This window comes from Dyella humi (assembly GCF_044904605.1).
In the GTDB taxonomy this organism is placed as follows: Bacteria; Pseudomonadota; Gammaproteobacteria; order Xanthomonadales; family Rhodanobacteraceae; genus Dyella_B; species Dyella_B humi.
In genome coordinates, this window is the sequence record NZ_JADIKI010000022.1 from 287,695 (window position 1) to 309,587 (window position 21,893).

Here is a 21,893-nt window from a genome sequence, read left to right on the forward strand (position 1 = left end):
TTTGGGTTCGGCCATGCTTCGCCCCAAACTCCATTCTGGATGGCTGTGATGCTCATGGTTCCAGCAACTCTGACTTACAACCATCAAGGAAGTATTACATTCGCTAGCGTTGCTGATATTCCTGGCCCCGCGCTGTTAATTGCCCACAGGGTAATGGTGTAGTTGCCTGATGAAAGCCCATCAAAAACGATTTGAGTTGTCTGATTGTTTCCGGGGAGGGAGAAAAACTTTGGGTCACCGCCCGACGTTGGCTGAGCAATGCCTACGTACTCGAAAATCGGCGCTTCTTTCGTATCTGAGGGTGGCTTGAAGTTAATGACAGCTTTACCCTTTGCAGGAGGTGAGGCTTGCTCAAGCGAAGTCGGAGCGCCAAGGCCCAAAGCAGAAACAGCATCGCGCTGACTCGTTGCAATAGCTGCTGCCGTGCCGGTCTGATTGCTGAGTACCGCCAAGGCATTTGAAAGCGAGCCGGCGTTTGCGTATCTCATGACGTCGCGCGAAGCCATGACCAGGGTGTACTGGTCCGCATCCTGCTTCAATCCAGTAATGATCTGGCTGTCGATTTTTTCTCGTTGAGCTTCAATGGCTGCAAACAGCACAGGAGCCATTTGATTTGCAAGAACGTTCTTGTCGAAAGAAGAGTCAAAGGTGCTCAATGTCGCGGCAACTACCGCTGCCGCTGTTTTGCCAATCGGTGCAGTCAAGCCAGCAGATGCAGCTGCTACGCCCGCTGTAGCCGTTTCTACGGTCATCTTTGTCTCATCATCGTTGCTAAGAAATCCATTTTTATAACCCCACCACAATACGTCGATGTCCCGCATCAATATTTGTACCCACTGATCGCGATAAGCTTTCTTGTACGGGTCTCCTGGGAGGGAAGCATAATATTTTCGCTCCAAAACATTTAGCTGGGCTATGTCGATGCAGACCACCTTTGGGAAGTCCTTTTGAATTCTGTACCAATTCCCATAGTGCAAATGATTGCAGTCAGTCACATCTGCTTTGAATGAGGTATCAATCGATGATGCGCTAGGTGGCACGCTAATTGATGACGCGCTTGATGGCCCTTCCCATTCATAAGGATGGGCTGGAGAGGTGAGATACAATGCCTTGGCGCAGCCAGTTAGCGCGCTAACGATTGCGACAATGAGACTAAATGCAAGAAATTTGCAGCAGTTCATAAGACATCCCCCATGTCGATGAAGTTGCTTTTGTTGAAATGAACTCGATGGATTACATTGCGATTCAGTTACCTTTGAAAACCGGCGTCTCCGTTTATCGGAGACCGGTTTGACTAAAATGGAAGTCTGATGCGAAGCGTGTTGCCAGCAGCATTAACGCTTTCCGATCATGTACTGCGATGCTGATGCCATGGGCCGATGTTGGCAGCTAATTGGAATTATTCTCGGCTAAGTAATGATTGCCGCAGACTGCGGTTGCTTACGGAAGCAGCGGGGTGCAGATAGTGGGTAATGAGCCAGATAAAGCCACATGAATTTCTCCTTGAACATCAATGTTGCAAGGGGTTACGACTCGCCGAGTCGTAGGGCTTTCAGAAAATTGGAACACGGCATGACGCTTTATGCTTGATCAAAGGCAGGTCAGTGTCAATAAGTCATGTTATTTCAGGGAATGTTCTCTAGGCAACGGTAATGGCATGAGTGCTGCATGCTGAGGTAAACCAAGGTATCGGGTACGGTATGGCTTCCAGATCTGTTGCTGGATGTTTATGTTCTCGCATTCAGTGCGGCAAGACGTTCGGGTGCGCCGACATCCGTCCAGGTGCCGCGATGATGACTGCCACGTACTAAATCTCGTTCGATCGCATGCAGCAGCAAAGGTGCGAGCTTGAAGCGCGGATGATTACTGTCCAATTCGGTATTGTTACCTATGAAGGTTTGCCAGTCGTCCAGCAATTCGCGGCGATACATACCGATACCGCTGTAGGTGAGTTTCGTGTCACCTTCGTTGTGCAACTTGCCATGGTCATCGAGTGCAAAGTCACCCTGAGAATGGTGCTCCGGGTTGTCCACCATCAACAGGTGCGCAACCCCATCCGGCTCAGTCGGCAGCAAACCGAAATCCGCATCCGTCCATACATCGCCGCTGACCACGAGAAATGGTTCCGGCCCGAGCAAAGGCAGCGCGTGCAGCATGCCGCCGCCGGTTTCCAGCGGCGTAGTGCCTTCGTAGGCGTAACGGATGCGCACGCCCCAGCGCGAACCGTCACCGAGCGTTTCCGGAAACTGCTCCGCAAGATGGGAGGTGTTGATCACCACGTAGTTCACACCCATCGCCGCGAGCTTTTCCAGATGCCACACGATCAACGGCTTGCCGTGCACCTGCAGCAGCGGTTTGGGCGTGTGATTGGTTAGCGGACGCATGCGCTCACCCAGGCCAGCGGCGAAGATCAACGCATGCCTCATGCGCCGGCTACCTTGGTCAGATCGCGACCCGTCGCATGGCGCTCGATCAGCGCCGCGAAGTCGGCGAGTTCCGGATAACTACGCGCGACCGATACCACGTAGTGATACACACGCGGCACGTCGGCGAGGTAGCCGGGTTTACCGTCGCGATACCACAGGCGATAGAACTGGCCGAGCACACGCACATGCCGATGCATGCCGGTGAGATCGAACCAGCGCAGGAACTGTTCGCGATTAACGTGCTCGCCAATCATGCAGGCATCGCACAGCCGCTGCCGATAAGATTCCACCCATTCCTCCACGCGCTCACGTGGCCATGTGATGTATGCGTCGCGCAACAGTGAAGCGAGGTCGTAGGTGACGGGTCCGGCGAGCGCTCCTTGGAAATCGATGATGCCGGGATTGTTGCGTTCCACCACCAGCAGATTGCGGCTGTGATAATCACGATGCACGAAACAGCGCGGCTGCTCCTGCGCGTTGCGGATGATCACGTCGAACGTCGCTTCCAGCACATCCCACTCGCCGCGGTCGGGCGTGTGGCCAAGGTGGCGGCCGAGGAACCATTCCGGCATCACTTCCAATCCGCGCACCAGCACGTCGCGATCGAACGGTGGTAGTTCGCGGTAATCCATGTGGGTCTGCATGCGCAACAGCGCATCCATCGCGTCGCTATAGAGGGCGTCGGCGTTGTGTTCGTTGAGTTCGTGCAGATAAAGCCGCGTGCCGAGATCCTCGATCAGCAGAAACCCTTCTTTGAGATCCCGAGCATGCACGGCCGGCACATGCAGGCCGGCGGCAGCGAGTTGTTCTCCGATCTTCAGCCACGGACGCGGATCTTCCTGCGCGGGCGGCGAATCCATCACGATCCAGCTACAGCCGTCATGATGCGTGCGCCAATAGCTACGGAAGCTCGCGTCTGAGGAGGCGGGTTCGAGTAAGAGCGAGTTGTCGCCAAGCGTTGCACGCGCCCAGGCGAGGCGGGCTGCGGCGCGGTCGATGGTGCTTTCCATGTGGGGATTCGTTGCGGACACACAGAAAGCTTAGAGCTTGCGTGCGCCGAACGCACCGAGCGTAATACTCAAGCTCGCCGTGACCTGCCCCCTCCCCTGCTTGCAGGGGAGGGCTGGGGTGGGGTGGGTACTTGCGATGAGCTCTCCCGCAAGTGTTCACCCCCTCCCGGCCTCCCCCTGCGAGCAGGGGGAGGAGAAAAGAGCAGTCGCATCACGACAGGTTGTACGCCCGCTCCTCATGCTCCGCGATATCCAAGCCCACCTGCTCCTGCTCAGGCCCAACGCGCAACCCAATCGTCAGATCGACCAGCTTCAAGATCACCCAGCTCAGCACGCCGCTCCACACGATGGTGAAGCCCACGCCCTTGGCCTGTATCCACAGCTGCGCCAGCGGTGAGGTAACGGTGCCGAAACCGCCAAGCTTCGGCGCAGCGAACACGCCGGTGAGCAGTGCGCCGAGGATGCCAGCGATGGCATGCACGCCGAACACATCCAGCGTGTCGTCGTAACCAAGCTTGTGCTTCAGGCGCGTAGCGGTGAAGAAACACACCGCGCCAGCGACGAAACCGATTACCAACGCGCCACCGGGACCCGCCGTGCCCGCCGCCGGTGTGATGGCGACCAGGCCGGCCACCGCGCCAGACGCCGCACCCAGCACGCTGGCACGCTTGTGCATGATCCATTCCACTGCGACCCAGCCGATCACCGCCGCTGCCGTGGCGATCTGCGTAACCAGCAAGGCCATGCCCGCGTTGCCATTGGCGGCCACCGCCGAACCCGCGTTGAAGCCGAACCAGCCCAACCACAGCAACGCGGCACCGATCACCGTGTAGCCAAGGTTATGCGGTGGCATGTGTGTGTGTGGCCAGCCGCGGCGCTTACCAATGACCAGGCACGCGACCAGGCCAGCGATACCTGCATTGATATGCACCACCGTGCCGCCCGCGAAATCGAGCACGCCCAGGTCACCCAGCAGCGAGCCCGGACCGCTCCACACCATGTGCGCGATCGGCAGATACACCAAGGTGAGCCACAATCCGCTGAACCACAGCATGGCGCTGAACTTCATGCGCTCGGCGTAAGCGCCGACGATCAGCGCCGGCGTGATGATCGCGAAGGTGAGCTGGAACATCACGAACACGCTTTCCGGCACCGTCTGGTACAGCGTGGAAGGCGTGAGCCCAGCCAACATCACGCGATCGAAGGCGCCGAGGATCGAATGCCAGTTGGTGACGCCTGCGTGCATGCCTTCAGTGCTGAAGGCAAGAGAATAGCCGTACACCATCCACAGTACGGTCACCAGCGCGGTGATCGCCAAGCACTGCATCATCACGGAGAGCAGATTCTTCGCCCGCACCATGCCGCCATAGAACAGCGCTACGCCGGGAATCGTCATCATCAATACGAACGCGCTGGCGACGATCATCCAGGCGGTGTCGCCGCCGTTAAGTGTTGGCGCAGGCGTGGTTTGCGCAAACGCCGGCAAGGCGAAGCCTGTTGCCAACATAGCGGCGAGGCGCCGCAAGACATATCGATACCTGCCCATTCCTCGTTCCTCGTTCCCCGTTCCCCGCTGTTCAGAGCGCATCCGCGTCCACCTCCTGCGTACGGATGCGAATCACCTGTTCCAGGTCGCTCACGAAAATCTTGCCGTCTCCCACTTTTCCGGTGCGTGCGGCGCGGGTGATCGCTTCGATGGCCAACTCGACCTGTTCGTCGGACACGGCGATCTCAATCTTCAGCTTGGGCAGGAAGTCGACGATGTACTCGGCGCCGCGGTACAGCTCGGTGTGTCCGCGCTGGCGGCCAAAGCCTTTCACCTCGGTCACGGTCATGCCCTGCACGCCGGCTTCTCCCAGCGCCTCGCGCACGTCATCCAGAGTGAAGGGTTTGATGATGGCGGTAACCCATTTCATGCGCGACGGCTCCCCAAAGGTGGTTTTGCTGCATGACAGCAGATTGCGTGCCAAGCGTGACACGAGCTTGTAAAGCCCCGTCGCAGCGCCACTTTGCGGGTATGGCGGATAAAGACGGGTGTGTGGAGCGATTAATTTGGTGCGGGCATTGACCCATCATGGTGCAAATGGCTTCTCGCTCTCGGTATGCGCCGGGCGGGTAATTTGACCCCCCTTCGTCTAATCTGTACCATTTCGGTACGAATTAGAGCTGCATTCCCTACCCCATGTTTCGAGTCAGCCGACTGACGGATTACGCCACCGTGGTGATGACCTGCATCGCCGCGCATCCTGGTGACGTTCTCAGCACGGCCCAGATCGCGGAAGAAGCGCATCTGGAACTCCCCACCGTCAGCAAGTTGCTGAAGTCGCTGGGGCATGCCGGGTTGGTGGACTCATTCCGCGGCGTGAATGGCGGTTACCGCCTGGCGCGGCCGGCGCAGCAGATCAGCCTGGCCGAGATCGTCGAGGCGATCGAAGGTCCACTCGGCATGACCGAATGCACCCTTAGCGAAGGCCAGTGCGACCGCGAGGCTCAGTGCGGCGTGCGCGGCAGCTGGCAGCGCATCAACCACGTACTGGACAACGCACTGCGCGCGATGACCCTGGCCGACATGCTGCAGCCCGCGCCGCCGGCCGTCGCCACCGTGGCGCTTACCGAATTGAAAGGCAGGACAGCATCATGACCATCGAAAACGATAGCCCCGTCGTGCTGCGCGACAACGCTGAAGTCGCCGCCGCGCTCGGCCGTCGCTACGAAGCCGGTTTCATCACCGACATCGAAACGGACAGCCTGCCGCCTGGCTTGTCCGAAGATATCGTGCGCCAGCTTTCGGCGCTGAAGGGCGAACCGGAGTGGATGACCGAGTGGCGCCTGAAGGCCTATCGCCACTGGCTCACCATGCCCACACCGCACTGGGCCAAGCTCAACATCGCGCCGATCGACTTCCAGGCGATCAGCTACTACGCCTCGCCGAAAAACAAGCCGAAGTCGCTGGACGAGGTCGATCCCAAATTGCTGGAAGCCTACGACAAGCTCGGCGTGCCGCTGCACGAGCGCGCCAAGCTGGCCGGTGTTGCCGTGGATGCCGTGTTCGACTCCGTCTCGGTGGGTACCACCTTCCGTAAAGAACTGGCCGAAGCTGGCGTGATCTTTTGCTCGATGAGCGAAGCCATTCGCGAATATCCAGAATTGGTGAAGAAATACCTCGGCAGCGTGGTGCCGACCGGTGACAACTACTTCGCCGCGCTCAACTCGGCGGTGTTCTCCGATGGCTCGTTCGTGTTCATTCCCAAGGGCGTGCGTTGCCCGATGGAGCTGTCTACCTACTTCCGCATCAACGCCGGCCACACCGGTCAGTTCGAGCGCACGCTGATCATCGCGGAAGACGGCGCTTACGTTTCCTACCTGGAAGGCTGCACCGCGCCGATGCGCGACGAGAACCAGCTGCACGCCGCGGTAGTGGAACTGGTCGCACTGGAAAAAGCGCAGATCAAATACTCCACCGTGCAGAACTGGTACCCAGGCGACGAAGAAGGTCGCGGCGGCATCTACAACTTCGTCACCAAGCGCGGCGATTGCCGCGGAGACGATTCGAAGATTTCCTGGACGCAGGTGGAAACCGGTTCGGCCATCACCTGGAAGTATCCAAGCTGCGTATTGCGCGGCGATCGTTCGGTAGGCGAGTTCTACTCGGTGGCGCTTACGCACCATCGCCAACAGGCCGACACCGGCACCAAGATGATCCACATCGGCAAGGGCACCAAGTCCAAGATCGTGTCCAAGGGCATCAGCGCCGGCAAGAGCTCCAACAGCTATCGCGGCCTGGTGAAGGTGGAGAAAGGCGCAGAAGGCGCGCGCAACTACACCCAGTGCGATTCGCTGCTGATTGGCAAGAAGTGCGGTGCGCACACCTTCCCGTATATGGAAGTGAAAAATCCCAGTGCGATCGTCGAGCACGAAGCCACGACGTCGAAGATCTCCGACGACCAGCTTTTCTATTGCCGTTCGCGTGGCATCGGCGAGGAAGATGCGGTGTCGATGATCGTCGACGGTTTCTGCAAGCAGGTCTTCCGCGAGCTGCCGATGGAGTTTGCGGTCGAAGCCAAGAAGCTGCTTGAAATATCACTGGAAGGGGCGGTTGGATGAAGCGCATAGCGATCGTCTGGATGGTTGTTTCTGCGTTGGTAATGAACGGTATGGCAATGGCTGGTGATGCTCCGGCCACAGCTACGACAGCTGCAGCTTCGAGCAGCGACGCCTGCTTGGAGCATGCACAATCGCAGGCGGCGATGGATGCCTGCGCAGCGCAGGGTCTGAGTGCAGCGGATAAGGAGCTGAATCAGGTCTATCAGCAGGTGTTGAAGAAATACACCGCAAACAAAGTCTTCATTGCCAAGTTGAAGGCTGCGCAGAAGGCGTGGCTAGCGTTCCGCGATGCCGAATTGGCAGCGCGCTTCCCGGAAGACAAGAGTCAATACGGCAGCGCTTATCCCATGTGCGCAAACAACGAATTGGAAGCGATGACGCGCCAGCGTACCGAGCAGCTAAAGCAATGGCTTAAGGGTGTGCAGGAAGGCGACGTGTGCACCGGTTCTTATCAGTCGACCTGAATTGATTTCAAGCGCATCCCATTGGCGATGCGGCAATAGGAACAGAACATGCTGAAGATCGAAAACCTGCACGCCCGCGTCGAGGGCAAAGACATCCTCAAGGGCCTCACACTCACTGTGAACTCAGGCGAGGTGCACGCCATCATGGGCCCTAACGGTGCCGGCAAATCGACGCTGGGCAATGTGCTGTCCGGGCGGGATGGCTATGAAGTCACTGCCGGCTCCGTGACATTCCAGGGCCGCGATCTGCTGGCGTTGGAGCCGGAAGAACGTGCTGCTGCGGGTGTGTTCCTGGCCTTCCAGTATCCGGTGGAAATTCCCGGCGTGAACAATACCTACTTCCTGCGCGCCGCGCTCAACGCACAGCGCAAGCAGCGCGGTGAAGCGGAACTGGATTCCATGCAGTTCCTCAAGCTGGTGCGCGAAAAACTGAAGATCATGCAGATCTCCGACGAGCTTCTGCATCGCGCCGTCAACGAAGGTTTTTCGGGCGGCGAGAAGAAACGCAACGAGATCTTCCAGATGGCGGTGCTGGAACCAAAGCTGGCGATTCTCGATGAGACCGATTCCGGCCTCGACATCGACGCGCTCAAGCAGGTGGCGCAGGGCGTGAATGCGCTGCGTTCGCCGGATCGCGCTTTCCTGGTCATCACGCATTATCAGCGCCTGCTCGACTACATCGAACCGGATTTCGTGCACGTGCTGGCGGATGGGCGCATCGTGGAAAGCGGCGACAAGACACTGGCGCTGAAGCTGGAAGAACACGGTTATGCCTGGGTCGCCGAGCGCGATCCGGCCTTGGCGAATGAGGCGCGTGCATGATCCAGTCGCCGGCGCCCGTGCCTTTTATCGACGCACTGCGCGACGCCACCAGCCTGCGCCTCCCCGGCAGCGGGCTGGCCTGGCTGGACGCGGCGCGGCGCGAAAATCTGGAAGCGTTCATCGCGGCCGGCTTGCCGGATACGCGTGCGGAAGCGTGGAAGTACACCGCGTTGCGTGCACTCGGTCAGCGCCGCTTCGCGCTCGGCGATGCGGCGGCAGCTTCGCATTCGGTGGATCCCTATGCGCTGACGCTGCCCGGCATCGACGGTCCGCGCCTGGTGTTCGTCAACGGTGTGTTCCGTGCTGATCTGTCGCGACTCGAAACGTTACCGCCGGGCCTTTCGCTGCAGCCGCTCTCCAGGGTGCTGGAAAAGGATCCCGAACCGCTGCGCTTCGCGCTCAGCCGCCATTATCGCGAAGCTGGCGACGTGTTCGCGCGGCTCAATGCAGGGCTAGCGGGCGACGGCGTGGTGCTGCGCGTGGCGCCGGGCGTGCGCGTCGGCAAACCGATTCACCTGTGCTTCGCCGGTACGCCGACGGAAGGCGATCTCGCCTGGCATGTGCGTAATGTGATCGAGCTGGGTGAAGGCGCAGAACTCGATCTGGTGGAACATCATCTGGCAACGGCGCCGCACAAGCACCTGGGCACGCTGGTCAGCGATATCGTGGTGTGTGACGGCGCCAAACTGCAGCACATGCTGCTGCAGAACGTCGCGGAGGAAAGCACGCTGATCCGTCGTGGAAGCGTGCATCTCGGCGCGAAGTCACAAGTCATGTTGCACGTTCTGGAACTGGGCGGCGCGCTGATCCGTCACGATCTTCATGCCGAATTGCGCGGCGATGACGGCCGTTTCGATACGCGCGGCGTATTCGTCATGCGCGGGCGCCAGCACATCGATACGCAACTGTCGATCCGCCATCAGGCGCTCAATACCGCATCGGAATCCACTTGGCGCGGTGTCGCCGATGAGCGTTCGCGTGGTGTGTTCCGCGGTGCGATTGTTGTGGCTGAGGGCGCCGATGGCAGCGATGCCAGCCTCAACAACAAGAACCTTTTGCTTTCGGCGCTGGCGGAGATCGACACCAAGCCGGAGCTGGAAATCTATGCCGACGAGGTGAAGGCCGCGCACGGCGCCACCGTCGGCCAACTCGACGAGCGCGCGCTGTTCTACCTGCGTTCGCGTGGCCTGCCGCAGGCCGAAGCGCGCGCGCTGCTCACGGCGGCATTCTGCCGCGCGGTGTTCGCGGCGCTGCCCAACGAAACCTTGCGCGATTACTTTTCCGACGCGCTGCTTGCGCATCTGCCCTGAATGCCATCATGACCGTCAAGCCCAGCCATCCTTCCGTCGACTTTGATGTGCAGCGCGTGCGCGCGGATTTTCCGTTGCTGTCGCGCACGGTGCATGGCAAGCCGCTGGTGTATTTCGACAACGCCAACACCAGTCAGAAGCCGCGGCAGGTGATCGAGGCGGTGGATAACCACTATCGCGAACACAACGCCAACGTCGCTCGTGCGGTGCATCAGCTGGGCGAAGAGGCCACGGCTGCGTACGAAAATGCACGCGACAAGCTGGCCGCATTCATCAATGCCGGTTCGCGCAATGATGTGATTCTTACCTCCGGCACCACGCAATCGATGAACCTGGTGGCGTACAGCTATGCGCTGCCGCGCCTGAAGCCGGGCGATGCAATCGTCACCACGGTAATGGAACACCACGCCAACATCGTGCCGTGGCAGCTCGTTGCCGCGCGAACGGGCGCCACGGTGAAGGCCGCACCGATCGACCAGAGCGGTGAGTTGATCCTGGAAAAATTCTTCGAGCTGCTCACGTCGGAAGTAAAGCTGGCTTGTGTGGCACACGTATCCAACGTGCTGGGCACGGTGAACCCCGTGCGCGAGATCGCGCGCGAGTGCCGTAAGCGCGGCATTCCGCTGATGGTGGACGGTTCGCAAGCACTGCCGCATCGTCCCGTGGACGTGCAGGCGTTGGGCTGCGATTTCTACGCACTGACCGGCCACAAGATGCTGGCGCCCACTGGCACTGGCGCGTTGTGGGCGAAGCGCGAGCACCTGGAGGCGATGCCGCCGTTCTTCGGCGGCGGCGAGATGATCCGCGAAGTGCGTTTCGACGGCACCACCTTTGCCGATCCGCCGCACAAGTTTGAAGCGGGCACCCCGAACATCGCTGGCTTCGCCGGCGTGGGCGCGGCGATCGATTACTACCAAGGTCTCGGCTTCGAGGCGGTTCGCGCGTGGGAGCACGAGTTGCTGACGTACGCCACCGAGCGCTTGCGCGAGGTGCAAGGTGTGCGCATTTTCGGCGAGGCGAAGGAAAAGGAGCCGGTGATCTCCTTCCTGCTCGAAGGTGCGCAGGCCACCGACATGGCCACGCTGCTCGACCTGGAAGGTGTGGCGGTGCGCTCGGGTCATCACTGCGCACATCCGTTGATGCAGTTCTACGGCGTGCCGGCCACCTTGCGCGCGTCGCTGGCGTTCTATAACACGCGCGAAGAAGTTGACGCGTTCATCGCCGCGTTGCTCAAGGTCCGCAAGCTGCTCATGTAACTCGCTTATGCGTAGGCTGGGGTGAGGTGCAACCGAACCCCAGCGTGACCATGTGGATGGCAATGTTGGGGTTCGCTGACGCTCACCGCCAACCTACGTGCCCTATTAGCTCACTCTTCGATGAAGCAGCTTGCTTGCGGCTAGCAACGCAAAGAATCCTGCCAAGGCCAACAGCCATGGTTGCGAAAGCGCGATGTGCGTAAGCTGTCCCAGTGCGCTGCCGTAGCGCAGCATCACTCCGATCAGCATGGCAACCAGTACGCCAAGCAGCGTCCAGCTGAGATAAAGCTCGAGCCGCATATCGCCGGCAGCGCGGCGACGCGCCTCTCTGGCAACCTCGCGGGCAAAATTCAGCGGCAAATCTTCATCCAGAGGCTGTCGTAGCGCGCGCGCCACGACACGATAGCGCTGCAGCTCTGCATCACGGCTGGCGTCCAGCCCGAGCCGCTCGGCTCGAACGGCTTGTTCCTGCAGAGCCCATTCGCGTTCCATGCTGTCGTCGTGGGGCGATGGCGGTTCGCGGTTCATGATGAAACTCCGTACGCGGTCTCGAGCTGCTCGCGCAAACGAAGGCGCGTGCGAAACAGATGGCTTTTAATCGTGCCGGCAGCCAGGCCGGTGATGCTGGCGATCTCGTCGATGGACAGTTCGTCCAGATGATAAAGCGTAAGCAGAGTGCGTTGCAGCGGGGGCAGGGCTTCGATGGCCTGATGCAGATGCGCAGCGGTTTCGCTATCGGCGTAGGCGCCTTCCAGGTCGAAACCGTCGCTCAGGTTTTCGATCGGATTGATGGCATCTTCGTCTTCACCGGGATCGAACACCGCAATGCGCTTTCGTTCCAGGTAACGCAGCGCCACCGTGTACGCCACGCGCCCGATCCAGGATTTGAGTGCACTCTCGTAGCGATACTGGTTCAGATGTCGATATACGCGCAGAAATGTGTCTTGGCATAGCTCGCGGGCATCTTCCGGGTGGTGCACCATGCGATAGATGATGTGCCAGCACAAAGCCTGGTGCTCGCGCACCAGGCGTTCGAACGCGCCGGGCGCATTCGCCAGTACGGCTTCGACGAGCTGACGATCCTGATGGCTCACGCGGTGAGTGCCAATCAGCCGAAACGCCGTCCAAGCAGAAAAACCAGAAGGGACCCGAGCCCAAAGGCGCCCAGCAATAACGCCACCACGCCAGGATTGATCTCGGTCCAGCCCATGGCCTGGATGATCCCGAAAGCGATGGCTTCCATCAGTGCGAGCACGCCCCAGCGCAAGGCCGACATCTGGTAGCGATACGTATCCGCCTGGATGACGGACTCCACCAACTCCTTTGAGCCGCAAACCTGCAGCATCTTGATGCGTTGGCGCGTGTTGACCAGAAGACTGACGATATAAACGATGCCCACGGTGACGCAAAGGAAGAGCACCACGGGAACGGCGATATCTTTGTCCACCATCTACTCCTTTGGTAAAGGGGCGCCGGACGTGGCGCCAATGAGTATAGAGATACGGCCAAGGGCTGCCCGGTTGCAGGCAAATGCCTTGCAACCGTTTTGGCGACACATGCATCTACCTTTCCGTTAGCCCTGCTCCCCACGTAGCAAATCATCCAGCCGCCGCATGCCATGCATGCCGGCCACGGGCTTGCTGTGCCTTTCAAAAGGAGAACGTGATGCGCCCTTGCTTGCTCGCCGTATGCCTTGCTTGCCTTCCCATCACTGCGCTGGCCCAAACACGGCATTCCGTCAAGGTCATCAACGATACCCGGAGCCGGATCGAGTCGTTCGCCCTTGCACCTGCTGGTAGCGACCATTGGGCGGAAGTCGATTTCAAGGGCCAAGATTTCGATTATGAGCTCGCCGAAGTGATTAATTTTAGCGACGACCGCTGCTTGTACGATTTCCGCACGGTACTGTCGGACGGTCGTCGGATTCTTGCCCACGACTTCGATGCGTGCCGTTTTCACGCCTATCGACCCGGAGTGCGCTTCTATCGTGGCCACCCAGGCGAGGTGATGCTGCCATAAACGAGCATCGCTCTTTGGCGGGGATGGTTGGGCGGATTATCATGGAGCAATGAATACCGACATTGCTCCCGTTTTTCGCCAAGCCGTTGCGGCTGACGTCAACGCCATCGTTGCCTTGGTCGAATCCGCCTATCGCGGTGAATCCAGCCGCCGCGGCTGGACCACCGAAGCTCATCTGCTCGATGGCCGGCGCACCGACGCCGCTGCCGTGGCCGAATTGTTGACGACGCCGGACAGCGCCGTTCTGCTAGCACAGGTCGACGGCGAGCTGCTTGCCTGCTGCCAAATCGAAAAACACGGCGATGCCGCGTATTTCGGTATGTTCGCCGTGCATCCACCACGTCAGGGTGGTGGACTGGGGCGTCAAGTGCTGACCGAGGCGGAGCGTTTTGCGCTCGGCATGTGGCAATGCCGCGCCATGCACATGAAGGTGATTGACGTGCGCCACGACCTGATGGCCTGGTACGAACGTCGCGGCTATCGGCGCACCGGCGAATACTCGCCTTTCCCCTATGGCGACGAACGCTTTGGCCTTCCGCGTCGCGACGATCTGCGCTTCGAATTGATGGTGAAGGAACTAACGCCATGAGCGAAGCCTGGGTGGAAGTCGGCACACGCTCGGAGCTGTTGCCCGGCGAATTCAAGGTGGTGTGGGATGGCGACATCGCCATCGCCGTCTTCAATATCGATGGTGATCTCTATGCGGTGGAAGATATCTGCACGCACGACGGCGGTGAGCTTGCCGGTGGTGAGGTCCATGGCCACGAAGTGGAATGTCCGCGCCACGGCGCGCGCTTCGATCTGCGCACCGGCCAGCCGACCTGTCCGCCGGCGTATGAGCCGATTCACCGGTTTCCCGTGCGCGAAAGCGACGGCCTGATCTGGACGCGTGACGATCGCTGAGCGCAATGCTCGGTCATTCGCCATCGAGCGCTTGTGTGCCTTAACCACGTAGGCTGGGATGCCAGCCTACGAGCTGCAATATCGATGTAACACATTGACTTGTGTGTCTCAGTTCTCAACATGCGCGTGCAAAAGTTTGTGTGCATGCGTTGTTGACAGACTTTTCATCACCAAATTGCTACACCGCAACATAAGTACTGCATGGTTGTAAGCAGTGCGATGTAGCGCACGTGGCAGCGCCCATGTGCGAGGTCGGTTTAGTGGAACGCGGCGGATACGTTGCGAAGTAGTTGTTTATCCGCGCCGTCGCAAGTGGGAAGTAAATCGAGTGAATGACGATAGCTGACCGCGCGTCAGTCGTTGTCTCGTTGCGGCACCCAATTGTGCAAGCGTCTCTATCGCGGCTGAAGTTAGCTGTGGCGGGCTTCTTGTGCCATGAAAAACAAGAGCGCAGTCGTCTGCGTCGGGAGAGTGTGTCCTAGGGGTCATGCATCACAAATGCGAATGCAACGCGGGCAGGCGCGTACGAACGAGATAAGCAAGTCGCGGCCAGACCCAAGCGTGCGCATTCACAAGGAGAACGCGCAATGAGTCACGAGTCACCAACGTCGCTGCCGCTGACTACCGCCCAGCGCGGATTGTGGGTGGGGCAGAAGATCGGCGCGGCGGACGCCACCTTGAACATCGCCGAGATGCTGGAAATTTGCGGGCCAGTGCAGCCCGATCTGTTCATACGCGCCTTGTGGCAGCTTACGCGCGAAGCCGAAGCGTTGCGCGTAAGCGTGGTCGAGCAGCACGGTAGTCCGCGGCAAATCGTACGACCTGTCTATAATGGTGAATTTCCCTATCTCGACGTCAGCGGCGAAGCCAATCCGCGCGCGGCGGCCGAATCCTGGATGCGAGCCGAGCTCAGCCGCCCCGTCAATCTGGCCAACGATCCCTTATGGGTGAGCGCTTTGTTCAAGGCGGCAGACGATCGCTACTACTGGTACCAGCGCGCCCATCACATCATCTACGACGGTTACAGCGGCAGCATAAGTGCGCAGCGACTAGCCGAGCTCTATAACGCGTATGTGGAAGGGCGCGAGCCTGCACCGTGCGAGTTCGGTTCGTTGCAGGAATTGATCGAGGCGGAAGCGGTCTATCGCGATTCGGACCGACTGAAGCGCGATCGCGAATTCTGGAAGGAAAGGCTCGCCGACCTGCCCGAAGCCGTTTCGCTGTCGCGCCTGGGGCAGTGCGGCATAGGTCGCTTGCGGCGCAGTACCGGACATCTGTCGGTTGCCACGGTGCAGCGTTTACGCGAATTGGGAAAGCAAACCTCCACCAGCTTGCCGCAGATGCTGATCGCGCTGGTAGCCGCTTATTATCATCGCGCCACGGGCGCGCACGATCTGGTCATCGGCATGCCCGTGTCCGGGCGCATCAATGCGGCGCTGCGTCGAACACCGGGTTTAGCTGCCAACTTCGTGGCGATCCGGCTGAGCTTTACGCCGGAAACCACGGTAATCGAGTTGTTCGCGCAAGTCGCGCGGGTGGTCAGGCAGGCACTGCGACATCAGCAATATCGTTACGAAGATGTACGCCGCGATCTGGGGCTAATCGGCAAAGGCAGGCACATCGCGTGGCTTGGCGTGAATATCGAACCGTTCGATTACCAGCTCAACTTTGGCGGCTCCGGTGTGATATCTCATAACGTGTCGAACGGTTCCGGCGAAGACCTCATGGTGTTCGTCTACGACCGCGGTGACGGCGGTGAACTATGTTTCGACTTCGACGCCAATCCGGTGCTGTACAGCATGGACGATCTGAATGAGCATCGCCGGCGTCTGGCGCTGCTGGTGGATGGCGTGCTCGCCGAGTCGGATCGCCCCTTGCGGCAGATCGATATTCTTGGCGAGGAGGAGCGTCGACGCCTGCTGCACGGATGGAATGACACCGCTGCGCCCCTTGCGCCAGAAAGCCTGCCTGCGTTGATCGCGCATCAGGCACAGCTCGCGCCGGATGCGGCGGCCGTGTTGGTCGATGAAATGACGATCACCTACCGCCAATTGCATGAACGCAGCGTGCGGCAAGCCCGGCAGCTGATCGCCGATGGCGTGCTACCCGGCGACATCGTGGCGGTGATGCTGCCGCCTGGCGAGCAATGGCTGATCGTGTTGCTGGCGATCATGCGCGCTGGTGCGGCCCATTTGCCGTTGGATCCGGATGGGCCGCCGCACCGCATCTCGATGATGCTGAACGATGCATCGCCCATCGCGCTGGTCTCAACGCCTGAGCTGCATGAACGCTTCGGGTTTGGCGGCATGATGCTGCTTCACCCGGAAGCGCTGGAGGCCGCGCTGGAGACAAGCGAGCAGGAGCCAGATCTGTCGCGGCCCGATGCCACAGCCTATGTGCTCTATACCTCCGGCTCGACCGGGCGGCCCAAGGGAGTGGAAGTTACACATCGCAATCTGTGCAATCTGCTGCAAGGCATGCGGCAGCAGCTCGCGCTCCTTCCTGGCGATCGTTTCCTGGCAATTGCCACCGTGATGTTCGATATCGTGATGCTTGAGCGGTTTCTGCCGCTGACGGCGGGAGCGAGCGTGGCGATCGCCAGCGGCGAAACGGTGCATCATCCACCCGCATTGCTGCCCTTGCTGCACCGTCATCGCGCCACGCACATGTGGGCGACGCCTTCGCTCTGGCGCGTGCTGCTGGCAAGTCCCGAAGCGAACTTGCAACACCTGCATGTATTGGTAGGCGGAGAAACCTTGAGTGCCGAACTGGTTGCGCAGCTGCTACAGCGTGCTGCGCGTGTGACACAGCTTTACGGCCCTACCGAAACTACTGTTTTATCAACCGCGATCGAGTTGAAGGAGGTGGTATTTGAAACGCCGCCGATTGGCCGCCCAATTCTCAACACACGGCTCTATGTGCTGGATCAGCACCAGCAGCTAGTGCAAACGGGCGCCGTCGGTGAGCTCTACATCGCCGGTGCAGGCGTGGCGAAGGGTTATCTCAACCATCATCAGCTAACGGAGGCTCGGTTCCTACCAGATCCGTTTGCCAATGATGGCAGCCGCATGTATCGCACCGGCGACCTGGTGTACTGGAACGATCAAGGCCTGCTGCATTTTGTCGGGCGCGCGGATGGCCAAGTGAGAATTCGCGGCCATCGCATCGAACTGGGCGAAATCGAATGCACATTGGCCCGCCACAGCGACGTGCTCAATGCAGCGGTCGCCGCGCATCGTGAGGATGATGGTGGACAAGTGCTGGTCGGCTACGTGGTACTGCGCTCGGGCAGGCAACTGATCGTCGATGAACTTTGCGCTTACCTTGCCAAATTCCTACCCGAGTACATGGTGCCCACGCATATCATGTCTATCGACGCGATGCCGCTGACGCCTATCGGCAAGCTGGATCGCAAGGCGTTGCCGATGCCGGCCCGCACGCCCGTTACAACCGCTTATGCCGAACCGGTTACGGACATCGAAAGAAAACTGGCGGCGCTATGGCAGCAAGTGCTGGGTGTCGAGCGGGTTGGCTTGCATGACAACTTCTTCCAACTCGGCGGCGATTCGCTGAGCGCAGTGGAAATGATTGCGCGCTTCCCTGAGCATTTCGGCATGGAGCTGCCGCTGGCCAGCCTTTTCGGAGGAGCATCGACCATCGCTGGATTGGCCGCGTATCTGCAGCGTGCCGAGGCGAAGAGCGATCCGCTGGGCGCCGTGCTGCCGTTGCGTGTATCGCATCGTGAGCGGCCCTTGTTTTGCATCCACCCGGCCCTGGGGCTGAGCTGGGCATATACAGGGTTGTTGCGTTACCTGGACGACAAGTTGCCGGTGTACGCCTTGCAGTCGAACGGGTTACGTGGCGGCGTATCGTTGCCGGGCAACATTGCGCAGATGGCCGCCGATTATCTGACGCAGATCCGGCGCATCCAGCCGGAGGGGCCGTATCGGCTGCTCGGCTGGTCGCTGGGCGGATTGATTGCGCACGAGATCGCCGCGCAACTGCAAGCGCATAGACAGCAGGTGGAATTCCTGTCCTTGTTGGATGTCTATCCGTTCGTGGCGGAAGGTACATCGTCGTCCGGCGATCCGACGCAGGAAATCAGGGACATTCTGCGTTTCCTCGGCTTTCATAACCACGCCGAGCACCCGCCTGCGGACCTGGCGGCGCTAACCGATCTGCTGTGCCAGGAGTACGGCGTATTCACGCTGCCACCGGTACAGGAGATTTCGCGCAGCGATCCGCACCTGATCGAGAACATATCGGCCGTCGTGCTCAACAATCTGCGACTTGCGCGCAAGCATGTGCCGCGGCGAATTGATGCCGACGTGATGTTCTTCCGCGCGGCGCAGAAGGAAGAAGTCGACCTGACCGGACTGTGGTACGACAAACCGGAGGCGTGGCGTCCTTATATCGATGGCTGGATAGATGTGCATGACATCCCGTGCCATCACCTGACCATGCTGGATGCGGCGCCCGCCGCGCAAATCGGTCGGTTGGTGATGCAGCGCTTACATACACTGCCATCGGTTCGAGCGCAGACGTTGCCGGATACGGCCGATCATGCGCTTGCTGGGAGCACAGTGTATGCCTGAGTCCAGAGCTCCCATTGCGATCTTCACTATCGGCACGCAAGGTGATATACGGCCTTGTGTCGCCTTGGGCGTTGCGCTGCAGCGCGCAGGCTATCCGGTACGCATCGTCACCAGCGACAATTTCGAAGGCATGGTGCGCGCCGCCGGCTTGGCCTTCTTTCCGTTGACCGCCAACTTCCAGACGATGCTGGATTCGAACCGGGAGATTGCCGACATGGGTTTGGACATGTCGGCGATGGCACGTATTTCCAGGCATTTCTACGCCGAGTGGGCTACGCGCTGGGCTAAGGAAGGCATGGCGGCGGGCGCGGGCGCGGGCCTGGTGATCGGCGTCGCCAACAGTACCCTGTTGGCCAAGGCTGTGGCCGAAGCACGTGGCATTCCGTTCGTGGCTGCGCAGTTGCAACCGCTGACGCCATCGCGCTACATGTCGCCGTTAGTGCTAGTTGGTGGGCGGAAGCTGCCGCCGGCCTTGAACATGGCGGCGTACAACCTGTTGCGGTTGCTAGTGTGGTACGTGATGAGCCCGGCTATCAACAACGTCGTGCGCCCGCAACTTGGTTTGCCCAGGTATCCCTGGTACGGGCCTTACTTCAACAACCGGCATCATCGGGTGCTCTACGGTTTCAGCCAACACGTTGTGCCGAGGCCGGCGGACTGGCCCGATACGGCGCAAATCACCGGCTACTGGTTTCTCGATCAGCCCGATTGGCAAGCTTCGGATGCTCTGCGCGCGTTTCTCGACGCAGGCCCCAAGCCTGTCTATGTGGGTTTCGGCAGCATGATCAGCACGCGCGCGGAACAGTTCACCGCCGTGGTGCTCGAAGCCGTGCGCCGAAGCGGGCAACGCGCCGTGCTCGCTACTGGCTGGGGCGGTTTGGCGGGCGAAGAAGGTGTACAGGACGAGAAGATTTTCTTTACGCGCAGCGCACCGCACGATTGGCTGTTTCCGCGCATGGCTGCGGCGGTTCATCACGGTGGTGCCGGCACGACGGCGGCTGCGGCTCGCGCCGGGATTCCTTCGGTAATCGTGCCGTTCTTTGGCGATCAGCCGTTCTGGGCGCGTTGTTTGCAGCGCGAAGGCGTAGCGCCGCCGATCGTGGATCGGCGCAGTATGAGTGCAGACACGTTGGCGTCAGCTATTCAAAGCGCGGTGTCGAAGCCGATGCGCGAGGCGGCATCATCGTTAGGGCAAAAGGTACGTGCGGAAGATGGCGTAGAGCGAGCGATAGCCTTGCTACGTCAATGGAAACTGTTAGAGCAGGTGCATGAAGAAGAGCCGGCGCAGATCGCTGTGGCGTGAGTTCGGCAGCCTGCGAGTTACTTCGCAGGTGCGAACTTCACCAACACTCGCTGCCCGATACGCAACGGCGCCGACGGCGGCTGGTCCAGCGTCAACACGCATTCCACCGAACGCGTGTTGGCGCGCACCTGCGGATCGTCTTCCAGCGTGCTGGCGCCGAACACATTGCCGATCCGCAGCACGTGCGCCTTGAGCGGCGCCATGCCGCTGCCACTGTCGTCGTCCACTTCGGCCGGCATGCCCTCGTGCACCACGCCGACGAAGGATTCGTTGAGTTCGGCGCGCACGATGCGCGGTGCATCCGGCAGCAGCACGAAGATCGGTCCGGCGGCGGGCGACACGGATGCGCCGGGTTGCACCATGCGCTGCACGATTTGGCCATCGACGGGGGCACGCAGGCTGCGCAGTTCGAGTTGATAGCGCGCACCGGCCACTTTCTGAGCGGCAAGTGCGGCGGCAGCGCGTGCATTGTTCAATTCAACCTGCGCCTGCCGTGCCGCTTCGCGCGCATCGTCCGCGCTTTGCACGTCGCCTGCACCGGCCTTGGCGGCCTGTTCCAGGCGGGATGCGCGTAAGCCGGCGGATTTACCGCGTTCTTCCAGCGCACCGATCTGTGCGGTGGCCTGCTGCTGTTCGGCCAGCGCGGTGTCCAGGGCCAGTTTCGCGGGCGCGAGGTCGAGCTGGACGAGCAACTGGCCTTTGCTTACATGATCGCCTTCGTGCGCATTGACCTGAGCCACTACACCTTCGCTGGGCATGGTGAGCTTCAGCAGGCCGCCTTCGATATCGATGCGCCCGCGCGCCACTGCCGTGTACGCCGCTGCAGCGGGGTTAGTGGTCGCCGGCGCATCGTTCTGCGAGCAGCCGGTCAGCAGCACGGCAAGCAGGGTGAGCGGAAGGCGGAGCGTGCGCAGGGTCATGCGTAGGTTCTCAGGGATGCTCGGTGGCCGTGGCGAGTGATGCGGGCGGCACATGGTCGCTCAGAATGCGGCCATCTTCCATCGCCAGCACGCGATCGGCGTGATGGACCAGGCGCGGATCGTGGCTGACGCAGAGTACGGTGGTGCCATGCGCGCGGGCGATGCGGTGCAGGATGTCGATGATGATCTGCCCGTTGGCGGCATCCAGCGCACTGGTGGGTTCGTCGGCGAACAGCAGTTCGGGTTGCTTGGCGAGCGCGCGGGCGATGGCGACGCGCTGCTTCTCGCCACCGGACAACTCGGAAGGCAGCATTCGCATGCGTGGGCCGAGGCCGACTTCTTCCAGCGATTCCATTGCACGCTTGCGCACCACGTTCCTGTCCAGTCCCATGTAGCTCAGCGGTAGTTCCACTTGCTCCAGGGCGGTGAGCGCGGGAAACAGATTGAAACCCTGGAATACGAAGCCGGTGTGTTGCAGGCGGAACGCTTCCAATTCGCGCATGCTAAGACCGCTCAGCTCATGCCCGAGTGCGCGCACTTCTCCTGCATCAGCCGGTTGCAGGCCGCTCAAGATCGCCAGTAGCGTGCTCTTGCCGCAGCCGGAAGGGCCGGAGATCAGCGTGAGTTCGCCGGCACGCATGTCCAACGTGAGATCGTGCAGCACCGTGTTCTGGATGTGGCCAGAGACAAAGGATTTGTGCACGCTGCGAGCTTGCAGCGCGGGGGTGTGTGCGGAAGTGGTCGATGCGATCGTAGGCATG

General features: G+C 60.4%; 21 protein-coding genes. 11 read left to right on the forward strand and 10 right to left on the reverse strand.

All coding sequences use genetic code 11. The annotated features are described in order from the left end of the window. Positions 1-83: 83 nt before the first annotated feature. The 5 genes from ISP18_RS06165 to ISP18_RS06185 all read right to left on the reverse strand — a co-directional run bounded on the left by ISP18_RS06165 (position 84) and on the right by ISP18_RS06185 (position 5,352). Positions 84-1,181: a fibronectin type III domain-containing protein gene (locus ISP18_RS06165; protein ID WP_380008121.1), complete on the reverse strand. Its 1,098-nt coding sequence runs from the start codon at positions 1,179-1,181 to the stop codon at positions 84-86. 546 nt (positions 1,182-1,727) lie between these two features. Then, positions 1,728-2,426: an N-acetylmuramate alpha-1-phosphate uridylyltransferase MurU gene (murU, locus tag ISP18_RS06170; protein ID WP_380008124.1), complete on the reverse strand. Its 699-nt coding sequence runs from the start codon at positions 2,424-2,426 to the stop codon at positions 1,728-1,730. Further along, a complete protein-coding gene (locus tag ISP18_RS06175; protein ID WP_380008127.1) occupies positions 2,423-3,436 on the reverse strand; it encodes an aminoglycoside phosphotransferase family protein in 1,014 nt (337 codons plus the stop codon). The genes murU and ISP18_RS06175 overlap by 4 nt, the downstream gene beginning before the upstream one ends. Before the next feature lie 211 nt (positions 3,437-3,647). Beyond that, entirely contained in the window at positions 3,648-4,982 is a 1,335-nt protein-coding gene (locus ISP18_RS06180) for an ammonium transporter (protein WP_380008130.1), read from the reverse strand. A 31-nt stretch (positions 4,983-5,013) separates the two neighbouring features. Continuing rightward, positions 5,014-5,352, reverse strand: a complete 339-nt coding sequence (locus tag ISP18_RS06185) for a P-II family nitrogen regulator (protein ID WP_380008133.1) — start codon at positions 5,350-5,352, stop codon at positions 5,014-5,016. Between the two features lie 266 nt (positions 5,353-5,618). On the opposite strand from ISP18_RS06185, the gene ISP18_RS06190 reads away from it, so the two are divergent. From ISP18_RS06190 to ISP18_RS06215, 6 genes are read left to right on the forward strand one after another with little or no spacing between them, the layout of a single operon-like run. Continuing rightward, positions 5,619-6,077: an SUF system Fe-S cluster assembly regulator gene (locus tag ISP18_RS06190; protein WP_380008136.1), complete on the forward strand. Its 459-nt coding sequence runs from the start codon at positions 5,619-5,621 to the stop codon at positions 6,075-6,077. After that, complete coding sequence (gene sufB / locus ISP18_RS06195) at positions 6,074-7,540, forward strand: Fe-S cluster assembly protein SufB (protein WP_380008139.1); 1,467 nt, start codon at positions 6,074-6,076, stop codon at positions 7,538-7,540. The genes ISP18_RS06190 and sufB overlap by 4 nt, the downstream gene beginning before the upstream one ends. Continuing rightward, positions 7,537-8,004 carry a lysozyme inhibitor LprI family protein gene (locus tag ISP18_RS06200; RefSeq protein WP_380008143.1) on the forward strand — a complete coding sequence of 156 codons (468 nt, stop codon included), beginning with the start codon at positions 7,537-7,539 and terminating at the stop codon, positions 8,002-8,004. The genes sufB and ISP18_RS06200 overlap by 4 nt, the downstream gene beginning before the upstream one ends. Before the next feature lie 48 nt (positions 8,005-8,052). Then, complete coding sequence (sufC, locus tag ISP18_RS06205) at positions 8,053-8,826, forward strand: Fe-S cluster assembly ATPase SufC (protein ID WP_380008146.1); 774 nt, start codon at positions 8,053-8,055, stop codon at positions 8,824-8,826. After that, the gene (gene sufD / locus ISP18_RS06210; protein WP_380010944.1) at positions 8,826-10,136 is read left to right on the forward strand and encodes a Fe-S cluster assembly protein SufD; all 1,311 of its coding nucleotides are present in this window, start codon (positions 8,826-8,828) and stop codon (positions 10,134-10,136) included. Before sufC ends, sufD begins: the two co-directional genes overlap by 1 nt. Before the next feature lie 8 nt (positions 10,137-10,144). Then, on the forward strand, positions 10,145-11,392 hold the full coding sequence (locus ISP18_RS06215; RefSeq protein ID WP_380008148.1) for a cysteine desulfurase: 1,248 nt from the start codon (positions 10,145-10,147) through the stop codon (positions 11,390-11,392). 105 nt (positions 11,393-11,497) lie between these two features. Here the strand turns inward: ISP18_RS06215 and ISP18_RS06220 are convergent, their stop codons facing one another. Genes ISP18_RS06220 through ISP18_RS06230 form a run of 3 tightly spaced genes read right to left on the reverse strand, consistent with a single transcriptional unit; the run spans position 11,498 to position 12,842 of the window. Then, positions 11,498-11,920 (reverse strand): hypothetical protein, encoded by a 423-nt coding sequence (locus tag ISP18_RS06220; protein ID WP_380008151.1) that lies wholly within the window; start codon positions 11,918-11,920, stop codon positions 11,498-11,500. Further along, positions 11,917-12,486 (reverse strand): RNA polymerase sigma factor, encoded by a 570-nt coding sequence (locus ISP18_RS06225; RefSeq protein WP_380008154.1) that lies wholly within the window; start codon positions 12,484-12,486, stop codon positions 11,917-11,919. The genes ISP18_RS06220 and ISP18_RS06225 overlap by 4 nt, the downstream gene beginning before the upstream one ends. A gap of 14 nt (positions 12,487-12,500) precedes the next feature. Continuing rightward, the gene (locus ISP18_RS06230) at positions 12,501-12,842 is read right to left on the reverse strand and encodes a hypothetical protein (protein WP_380008157.1); all 342 of its coding nucleotides are present in this window, start codon (positions 12,840-12,842) and stop codon (positions 12,501-12,503) included. 215 nt (positions 12,843-13,057) lie between these two features. Between ISP18_RS06230 and ISP18_RS06235 the strand changes: the two genes are divergently transcribed. The 5 genes from ISP18_RS06235 (at position 13,058) to ISP18_RS06255 (ending at position 20,212) form a co-directional block, all read left to right on the forward strand. After that, entirely contained in the window at positions 13,058-13,411 is a 354-nt protein-coding gene (locus ISP18_RS06235; RefSeq protein WP_380008160.1) for a hypothetical protein, read from the forward strand. 49 nt (positions 13,412-13,460) lie between these two features. After that, on the forward strand, positions 13,461-14,000 hold the full coding sequence (locus ISP18_RS06240; RefSeq protein WP_380008163.1) for a GNAT family N-acetyltransferase: 540 nt from the start codon (positions 13,461-13,463) through the stop codon (positions 13,998-14,000). Continuing rightward, complete coding sequence (locus tag ISP18_RS06245) at positions 13,997-14,314, forward strand: Rieske (2Fe-2S) protein (protein WP_380008166.1); 318 nt, start codon at positions 13,997-13,999, stop codon at positions 14,312-14,314. The genes ISP18_RS06240 and ISP18_RS06245 overlap by 4 nt, the downstream gene beginning before the upstream one ends. Before the next feature lie 587 nt (positions 14,315-14,901). Then, complete coding sequence (locus tag ISP18_RS06250) at positions 14,902-18,909, forward strand: amino acid adenylation domain-containing protein (RefSeq protein WP_380008169.1); 4,008 nt, start codon at positions 14,902-14,904, stop codon at positions 18,907-18,909. Beyond that, positions 18,902-20,212, forward strand: coding sequence for a glycosyltransferase (locus ISP18_RS06255; RefSeq protein ID WP_380008172.1), 1,311 nt, complete (start codon positions 18,902-18,904; stop codon positions 20,210-20,212). Before ISP18_RS06250 ends, ISP18_RS06255 begins: the two co-directional genes overlap by 8 nt. A gap of 17 nt (positions 20,213-20,229) precedes the next feature. Here the strand turns inward: ISP18_RS06255 and ISP18_RS06260 are convergent, their stop codons facing one another. Next, the gene (locus tag ISP18_RS06260) at positions 20,230-21,132 is read right to left on the reverse strand and encodes an efflux RND transporter periplasmic adaptor subunit (protein ID WP_380008175.1); all 903 of its coding nucleotides are present in this window, start codon (positions 21,130-21,132) and stop codon (positions 20,230-20,232) included. A 10-nt stretch (positions 21,133-21,142) separates the two neighbouring features. Further along, a complete protein-coding gene (locus ISP18_RS06265) occupies positions 21,143-21,892 on the reverse strand; it encodes an ABC transporter ATP-binding protein (RefSeq protein ID WP_380008178.1) in 750 nt (249 codons plus the stop codon). Position 21,893: the final 1 nt, after the last annotated feature.